The following is a 7334-nucleotide window of genomic DNA, read 5'->3' on the forward strand; positions in this document are numbered from 1 at the left end:
ATTGATATTCTTTATTGTTATCGATTTTATCCAAGATAAATTCAACAGAATATTGTTTAATTCTTAGAGAATCCTTTATGAATATCCTATGAAACATCTGTTTCTGTTTTTTTTTTTTTTGTTCGAAAGTTTCTGATAGTACTCTATTCTCTGGAAAAACTAACATGTTGCTTTCATCCTTAGGTAGGCTTTCACAACTAAAACTCAAGAATAAGATTAAAATAATTATTAATTTTCTCATTGTTTTTTATGTTGAATTTGTCAAAGTATCAAATATAGTACGCACCATTTTTTTTTAATTTAAAGTATCTGATATAAAATGCAAATATCTGTTTTTTAGTATTTTAAATATGCATGTTATACTTATAACGACAACTTAGATTCTACATATCTGAAAGGAAAAATTTCTTTAATTTCTTCTACTATTAATCTATCATCTTCTTCTCCTGAATCCATTAATTCAGTGAGTGTCTTGTTAAACTTTTCTTTGGCAAAACTATTCCGAACTTCACTATAGGCTGTGTAAATTTTATCCCTAATGTTAACGTATCTCTTTAAATATAGTTTATCATCAAATCTGCCAGAAATCATCACATTTTTATTCATAAGAACCTTCCCTGAAAATTCAAAATCTCTTTCAACAGTCTCAGGCATATCATCATTATCAGGATTTGGAACCAAATATTTTTTAAGTTCAGAAACGATCAAACTATCCTCGACCATTTTACCTTCAATCAAACATTCTCCTTTTTTATTTAAAAGAATTTTGACTAAATTTCGTTGTTTTACAGTAATTATATCCGAATTTTCTATATCAAAATTATAATAATAATGCACTTTCAGCACTACATCATCTACTTCTAAAACTGGTTCCGATTTTTCTTCACAAGAAAAAAGTATAAGTGTTAAAATAAGTAATCCGATTTTTTTTATTTTCATAATCAGCATAATTGTATTTTTTATAAAATGGCAGTTACTAGTCTAAACTTGATTTTTAATTAGAACCCGTTGTGCATTTTTAATTCAAAAGTATAATGAAACGTCATTTCGAGTGATGTTGAGGTACGAAAAATCGTATTTCGACTAAGCTCAACAGAACTATCGAGAACTGTTTTGTAAAAAATATTCTATTCTCCTATGTTTGATAATTGTAAATTTCACTCGAATTGACGAAATTTTATCAAAATGCACAACAGGTTAATTAGAGTTAAAACTACAGCAACTTCCTCTTATTTTCGATGAAAGTTATATAGTTTGTTGACATACAAATATCTGCTTTTCCGAATCGTCTGCAAATGCTGCTGATTCAAAACTTCCGAATTTGTGAATAATGTCAAAACCATTTATTTTTAGATACGTATCTAATTCTTGCGAAAAAAACATGCGCATGTAAATATCTTGTACAGAATCAAACGTACCATTTATAAAATAATGCCATTCGATATGATTTATTTGTGCAGCACTTTCATACGTCATTATTTCTTTGATTTCAACATTTCGTCCATCATCAGTTGTGTATTGAATCACTTTTTTTAGTTGTTTTTCGCTTTCTACAATGAATTGAATATTCGGATTAAAGCAATCTAACAGAAACAAACCACCTTTTTTAAGATGCTTTTTTACTACTGAAAATGCTTTAAACAAATCTTCATTTTTATATAAATGATGAATGGAATTGAACGGAATAAAAACGAGATCGTATTGCTCTTGTAAATCCAAGTTTCTAATATCACCTTCAATAAAATCAATAGTTACGCCAGCTTCGGAAGCTTTTTTGTTTGCTTTTTCCAGCATGGAAGGTGTATAATCTACACCTGTAATATGAAATCCATCTTTTGCAATTGGAATCGTAAGTCTGCCTGTACCACAACAAAGTTCTAGAATACGCGCCTCTTTATTTTTTGGAAGCCATCGTTTGTAAAAGTCCAAATCTGCTAAACTTGTATTCATGCCGTCATAAATACTTCCGTCATAAATTAAATCGCCGACTGAATACGTGTTTTCTTTTTTATCTTCCAGCATATATCTTTTTGTATTAATTTATTTTCATGTTGATGCATGTAAAAGTAAATTTAGCTTTAAAATTAATAGTAGAAAAATAACATACTAATATCAAACACCAAAACTACTTCACCACAATCTCATCCAAAAATGTCCAGGCTTTATTTCCTGCGCCTTGTAAACCTTCGGGAATGGTTCCATAATTCGGAATAAAAATTTCGATGTGTTTTGTCATAACTTCTTCAATTTGAAATGTATGTGGAATGAGTGTCGCTTCACTTGTTGCAATTTGATTGATCTGATTCAACGTTCTACCATCTTCTTCATTTATGTAACTCACACCAATTTCCTTTGGCGCATAAATCCATTGTCCATTTGCGTTATAGAAACGTGTAGAAATGGAACTAATTTTTGTTGGTTTGTCAAAATCAATCATAATTGTCACGTCTTTTCCCCAGAAACCCAACCATTCTTTGTCGCCATAACGCGTGTCACTTCCTGAAATTCCATTTATCAATCCTGCTTTTCCGCTTCCTGTGTATGCTTTGTGTGCTTTTGGTTCGAGTGTAATTTTTGCACCAATTGCTTCATGTTTATTAAATGTCAATATAAAATCACGTCCGAGTTTCTCTTTTTCGTCAAAAACTGCCGCTTTTAATACGGTTGAACCTTCAATAGGAAGATAACTTGTATATTGTGTTGAATTCAGTGTTGGAGACGAATTGTCTGCTGTATAGCGAATGGTTTTATTTCTAATAACGGTTTGCAAGTCAAAAACCATTTTATTATTTCGTTTGGTAACTTCGCCTTCAATCTCATATAAATGATTTGCATAGTTCACATTTTGCGCATCCAAACGTTTGTGATAATGTGATAGGCGATAGGCAAAATCTTGGTAATCTCTTCTGTACGGATTTGACCAATTGACTTCCGCCATGGCAATAACTCTCGGAAATGTCATGTATTCAACCTTTTCGGAGTTCGGAATATATTCTGTCCATACATTTCCTTGTGCGCCCAAAACTAATTTTGCTTCTTCTTCGGTGAGTTCTTTTGGAATCGGATTGAAACTATATACCTTTTCCAACGGTAAAAAACCACCAATTGCCAACGGTTCATCTGCATGATCCGATTGATAATAATCAAAGTACGCATGCGAAGTTGGCGTCATAATTACATTGTGTCCCGATTTTGCAGCTTCAACAGCGCCTTTCGTTCCGCGCCATGACATTACCGTTGCATTTGGCGCCAATCCGCCTTCTAAAATTTCATCCCAACCAATAATCTGTTTGCCTTTACCATTGATATATTTTTCCATGCGCGCAATAAAATAACTCTGCAAACCGTGTTCGTCTTTTAAATTTTCCTTTTTGATGAGTTCTTGACAATGTTTACACGCTTTCCAACGTGTTTTTGGCGCTTCATCACCGCCAATATGAATGTATTTCCCTGGGAAAAGTGGCATGACTTCATCCAAGACATTTTCTAAAAACGTGAATGTTTCTTCACTCGGACAATAAATATCTTCAAAAACGCCCCATTTTGTAGCAACTTTTACATTTTTTCCTGTGCAACCTAAGTTCGGATATGCCGCAATTGCTGCTTGTGAATGTCCAGGCATTTCTATTTCAGGAATCACAGTTATGTAGCGTTCGGAAGCATACTTTACAATGTCTTTGACTTCTTGTTGCGTGTAAAATCCGCCATATTTTTTTCCATCAAATTGTTGAGGTGAATCGTTGTAATGTCCAATCAGTGTTTCATCGCGAAAAGCGGCAACTTTTTGTAATTCAGGATATTGCTTAATTTCAATTCGCCAACCTTGATCGTCGGTCAAATGCCAATGAAATGTATTTATTTTTAGTTGCGAAAGTAAATCTATGTACTTTTTAATAAATTCGACGGAATAAAAATGACGTGAAACATCTAAGTGCATTCCGCGATACGAAAATCTTGGCGCATCTTTTACAAACGCATTTTGCAATTGAATTTCTTTATTGGGAAATGTTTTGTTTTCTAGAGTTGGCGGAAAAAATTGACGCAAGGTTTGAAATCCGTAAAAAGCTCCTTTTGTTGTTTTTGCTTTGATTATAATCGTAGAAGTATCCACAACTAATTCATAACCTTCTTCATTCTCAATAGTTTTATCATGGATAAATGAAATCGAATTTTTATCAGGAGTGTTGTCCGTAATCAATCTATAGCCAAGCTTTTCCTCTATAAACTCATTAAAAATGGTAGCCACTGTACTTAATTCATTATCTGAATGCAAAGCAACTTTATCATTAAATAAAAACACACCTTTTTGCAAGCCAAGATCGTTAGGAATAGGGATCACATGCGGTCTTACAGGTGGTTTTATAGGAAGTTGTGGTTTTGAGCAACCAATTAAACAAAGGAAAATTACGAATTTGGAAAAAATAGTACTTCTCATTTTAGTATATTTGATGCCATAAATTTAGTAATCTATTTAATGAAACTTCAACACATCACACTTTTTATTGTCATTTCTCTATTTTTTAGTTGTACGAATGACGAAAAAACACAAATCGCACAAAAAGATAAAGCATTAATCAAGTATGTAAATCCGTTTATTGGAACTGGCGGACATGGACATACATATCCTGGCGCAACGATGCCGTATGGTATGATGCAATTGAGTCCAGATACACGTTTAGATGGTTGGGATGGTTGTTCGGGCTATCACTATTCAGACGAATATATTTATGGTTTTTCACATACACATTTGAGCGGAACAGGAGTTTCCGATTATGGAGATATTTTGCTAATGCCTACCAATGAAGTGAATTTTAATAATGGTTCAAACGGTGAAAAAGGCTATCGTGCACATTTTTCGCATGACAATGAAGTTGCTGAAGCAGGATATTATAAAGTGCATTTAGACACTACAAATATTGATGTAGAATTAACGGTTTCTAAACGTAGCGGAATTCACAAGTATATGTTTCCTTCTGCGGAAAACCAAGTTGTGATGTTAGATTTGGTACATCGGGATAAAGTTTTGGATGCCAAAATTGAAAAAGTTTCCGATACAGAAATTGTTGGGTATCGTTTTTCAGAAGCATGGGCAAGCGATCAACGTTTATATTATGTGATAAAAACATCGCATCCTTTTGAGGATATTTTACAATCGCCACCAAAACAAGGAATGCCTGGTGCCAGACGATCGGCGTTGACGTTTAAAAACCCAAATAACGAACCAATTATTATTAGAGTCGGAATTTCGGCAGTAGATATTGATGGCGCACGAAAAAACTTAGCACAAGAAATAGGAAAGAAGACGTTTGAAGAAGTTAAGAAAATAGCGCAAGATACTTGGGAGAAACAATTGGAGAAAATTGTAATTGAAAGTGACGATGTAGATTATAAAACGAATTTTTACACAGCGTTATATCATACGATGATTGCACCAAATTTGTATCAAGATGTTGATGGACGTTACCGTGATATGGACATGAAAATTCACGAATCAAAAGAGCATACACATTACACCGTTTTTTCTTTGTGGGATACGTATCGTGCAGCGCATCCGTTGTATACGATTATTGAACAAGACAGAACGAACGATTTTATTAAAACGTTTATTAAAAAATATGAATCGGGCGGAATTATGCCAATTTGGGATTTATCGGCTAATTATACAGGTTGTATGATTGGCTATCACGCAGTTCCTGTAATTGCAGATGCGTATATGAAAGGTATTCGCGATTATGATGTTGATAAAGCTTTTGAAGCAATGAAACACAGTGCTACGCGTGATAAATTAGGATTGAATTATTATAAAGAACTTGGATTTATTCCTGTAGAGAAAGAATCGGAATCTGTGTCTAAAACTTTAGAATATGCCTATGATGATTGGACAATTTCTCAAATGGCGAAAGCAATGGGGAAAACTGCGGATTATGAAGAATTTGCCAAGCGTGCGCAATACTATAAAAATGTGTTTGATCCAGAAACGAAATTTATGCGCGGACGTTTTAGAAATACTTGGTTTGCACCTTTTGATCCGTACGAAGTAAACTTTAACTACACAGAAGCCAACTCTTGGCAATACAGTTTTTATGTGCCGCAAGATGTTTCAGGCTTTATTGAGTTGTTAGGCGGAAAAGACAAGTTGGAAGCACAATTAGATAAGTTATTTACTGCGAATCAAGAAACTGCTGGACGTCATCAAGTTGATATTACAGGATTAATTGGTCAGTATGCGCACGGAAATGAGCCAAGTCATCACATGGCATATTTGTATAATTTTATCAATAAACCTTCAAAAACACAGGAATATGTGCATCAAATCTTAACGACATTATACAAAAACGAACCTGATGGCGTTTCTGGAAATGAAGATTGCGGACAAATGAGTGCTTGGTATGTATTGAGCAGTTTAGGATTTTACTCGGTAACACCTGGAACGAACGAATATATTATTGGAACGCCATTGTTTGACAAAGCTACGATCAATCTGGAAAATGGAAAAACCTTTACAGTGGTTGCGAATAATAGTTCGAAAGAAAATAAATATATCAAATCGGCTTCGTTGAACGGAAAAAATCATCCAAAAACATTTATAAATCATTCCGATATTATGAATGGTGGAAGTTTGGTTTTTGAAATGACAAACGCAGCAACAGATTGGGGAACACAAGACGAGAACATTCCGGTAACGGAAATTACAGAACATAAAATTGTACCGCCGCCATTTATTGCCAAAGGAGAGATTGCGTTTAAAGGAGAAACAGAAATTACGCTTGGTATGCCAACGACTCCAGCGGAAATGTTTTATAGTATTGATGGTTCTAAATTTGAATTGTATAAAAAGCCTTTTGTAATATCTGAAGCTTGTGAGCTAAAAGTGTATGCAAGTGACGGTTATGGAAACGAAAGTGTGAAAATTGCCACTAATTTCTTTAAAATAGATCCAAACTTAAAAATAACACTCGGAACCGAATACGCAAATCAATACAATGCAGGTGGACAAAACGCGCTGATTGACGGAATTTTTGGAACCGAAGATTTCCGTACAGGAACGTGGCAAGGCTATTTTGATAAAGATTTGATTGCTACGGTCGATTTGGGAAGCGTGAAAGATATTGAATACATTGGAGTCAACTTTTTACAAGATCAGAAATCGTGGATATTTTTACCAACAGAAGTAGAATATTTGATCTCCACGAATGGAAAGAAATATATTAGTATTCAGAAATTAGCGTACGATACACCAAAGCCAACTGAAAAGCCAAAAGTTGAAAAAGTTGGTTATGCTTTTAAATTGAAAAAAGCACGTTATGTAAAAGTAGTCGCCAAAAAGCTCGGAA

At 33.9% G+C, this 7334-nt stretch carries 5 protein-coding genes; 1 reads left to right on the plus strand and 4 read right to left on the minus strand.

Annotation, left to right across the window (positions count from 1 at the left end):
* From AB8B65_RS09895 to AB8B65_RS09910, 4 genes are all read right to left on the minus strand, one after another.
* A partial coding sequence (locus AB8B65_RS09895; RefSeq protein ID WP_405300800.1) for a hypothetical protein occupies positions 1 to 241 on the minus strand: 241 nt, incomplete at its 3' end.
* A gap of 122 nt (positions 242 to 363) precedes the next feature.
* Entirely contained in the window at positions 364 to 939 is a 576-nt protein-coding gene (locus AB8B65_RS09900; RefSeq protein WP_405300802.1) for a hypothetical protein, read from the minus strand.
* 306 nt (positions 940 to 1245) lie between these two features.
* Positions 1246 to 2022: a class I SAM-dependent methyltransferase gene (locus AB8B65_RS09905; protein WP_405300803.1), complete on the minus strand. Its 777-nt coding sequence runs from the start codon at positions 2020 to 2022 to the stop codon at positions 1246 to 1248.
* A gap of 103 nt (positions 2023 to 2125) precedes the next feature.
* Positions 2126 to 4435: a beta-N-acetylhexosaminidase gene (locus AB8B65_RS09910; protein ID WP_405300804.1), complete on the minus strand. Its 2310-nt coding sequence runs from the start codon at positions 4433 to 4435 to the stop codon at positions 2126 to 2128.
* Positions 4436 to 4474: 39 nt separating this feature from the next.
* On the opposite strand from AB8B65_RS09910, the gene AB8B65_RS09915 reads away from it, so the two are divergent.
* On the plus strand, positions 4475 to 7334 hold a 2860-nt coding region (locus tag AB8B65_RS09915), incomplete at its 3' end, for a GH92 family glycosyl hydrolase (protein WP_405300805.1).

The sequence above is a fragment of the Kordia sp. genome (assembly GCF_045105435.1).
Classification (GTDB): Bacteria; Bacteroidota; Bacteroidia; order Flavobacteriales; family Flavobacteriaceae; genus Kordia.